The sequence below is a fragment of the Synechococcus sp. R60.1 genome (genome assembly GCF_047461835.1).
Classification (GTDB): Bacteria; Cyanobacteriota; Cyanobacteriia; order Thermostichales; family Thermostichaceae; genus Thermostichus.
Genome location: NZ_JANSIA010000157.1, coordinates 1 through 1,606 on the forward strand (window position 1 = coordinate 1; position 1,606 = coordinate 1,606).

The 1,606-nt window shown below is 60.3% G+C and carries 3 protein-coding genes; 1 reads left to right on the forward strand and 2 read right to left on the reverse strand.

From position 1 onward, the window contains the following. Positions 1-450 (forward strand): DUF1080 domain-containing protein (locus NW834_RS13635; protein WP_414426358.1); only part of this gene is annotated, 450 nt, incomplete at its 5' end. A 45-nt stretch (positions 451-495) separates the two neighbouring features. Here the strand turns inward: NW834_RS13635 and NW834_RS13640 are convergent. Together NW834_RS13640 and NW834_RS13645 are read right to left on the reverse strand one after the other, a co-directional pair. Then, positions 496-1,227: a Uma2 family endonuclease gene (locus NW834_RS13640; RefSeq protein WP_414426359.1), complete on the reverse strand. Its 732-nt coding sequence runs from the start codon at positions 1,225-1,227 to the stop codon at positions 496-498. Positions 1,228-1,243: 16 nt separating this feature from the next. Further along, positions 1,244-1,606, reverse strand: a 363-nt coding sequence (locus NW834_RS13645) for a Uma2 family endonuclease (protein WP_414426360.1), incomplete at its 5' end; no start/stop codon positions are given.

Consider the following 1,606-nt stretch of genomic DNA (forward strand, 5'->3'; position numbering starts at 1 on the left):
GCGATTGTCGGCGAGGCGGGCATGGGACACCTGTTCACGGAGCAGACCTTCACCGACTTCGAGCTGCGCGCGATGATTCGCATCCGTCCCTTCAAGGATGACAGCCCGATGCGCCCCAACAACGGGATTTACTTCCGCGCACAGCCCAACCCCGAAAACCCAAGCAACTGGCCCGTCGGCTACGAGGCGCAGGTGTTCAATCACGCGGGGCGCGACTACATCACAGGGTCGCTCTACAACCGTGTGATGGCGAGCCGCCTGCTCACACGCGACGGCGACTGGTTCTCGATGCGTATCCGCGCCAAGGGCGACCACATCCAAATCTTTGTGAACGGGCAGAAGGTGGTGGACACGCGCAATCGCGACTTTCGGTCGGGACGAATCGCTATCCAGTGCCACGACCCGTTCACGATTATTGAGACGCGCGATATCTACTGGCGTCCGTTGTGAACGGAATTGCGCGTAGCGTTGGGTATGCCTGTCTCCTGATTGGTATCACTCTGGCTCAACGCCCAGTTCGCGCAGTTTCTGCGCCAGTCGCTCGGCGCGTTGCTGCTCTTGCTCGCGCAGCAGGCGTTCCTGCTCCGCACGCTGATGCTCCTGCTCGGCTCGCGCACGCTCCTGCTCACGCAGCAACCGCTCCTGCTCCAACGCCGCAACCAACTCCTCATACCCCACAAAACGCTCCCCATCAGGACGCACCACCACCAACTCCCCACCCTCCAACTCAAAACGCACCCCCAACAACGGACTGACCCAACCCTGCATCTCCGCCACACGACGCAAGTGCCCCGACTCGTCCCGCACAAAACCGTACAACCCGCCACCGTCAGGGTCATAGATGTAATACTCCTGCACTCCGTGATTCGCATAAAACAAGCTCTTATCCAGCAACTCGGTCAGCGTGTTGCTGGGCGACAAAATCTCAAACACCACCTGCGGGGGAATATTGTCTTCTTCCCACTGGCGGTACGAGTCGCGGTCGCCTTTGGGGCGCCCGAACACCACCATCACATCGGGGGCGACGCGGGTTTTGTTGTCGCCCTCGATGGGGTACCAGAACAGGTCGCCTGCGACGAACACATCGGGGCGGTCTCGGAACATCGCGGCGAGTCCGCCTTGGATGGTGGTGATGTAGCGGTACTGTTTGGTGTTTTGCGCCATCGGTTCGCCGTCGGTGGAGGGATACTCCACAGCGGGCTTGGTTCCTGCTTGCGTGAGCGCCATCGTTCGTTGCACCTCTCTATTCGGGGTCTATGCCCAGTTCGCGCAGCCGTTGTGCAAGCCGCTCCGCACGCGCGCGCTCCTGCTCCAACGCCGCCGCCAACTCCTCATACCCCACAAAACGCGCCCCATCAGGACGCACCACCACTAACTCCCCGCCCTCCAACGCAAAACGCACCCCCAACAACGGACTGACCCAACCCTGCATCTCCGATACCCTACGCAAGTGACCCGACTCATCACGCACAAAACCGTACAATCCACCGCCGTCAGGGTCATACACATAATACTCCTGAACCCCATAACGCTCGTAAAACAAACTCTTGTCCAGCAACTCGGTCAGCGTGTTGCTCGGCGACAAAATCTCAAACACCACCTGCGG

What these genes read in the sequence shown, in the direction of transcription:
- NW834_RS13640 (WP_414426359.1), bottom strand. Translation starts at nt 1,227, where the DNA reads ATGGCGCTCACGCAAGCAGGAACCAAGCCCGCTGTGGAGTATCCCTCC.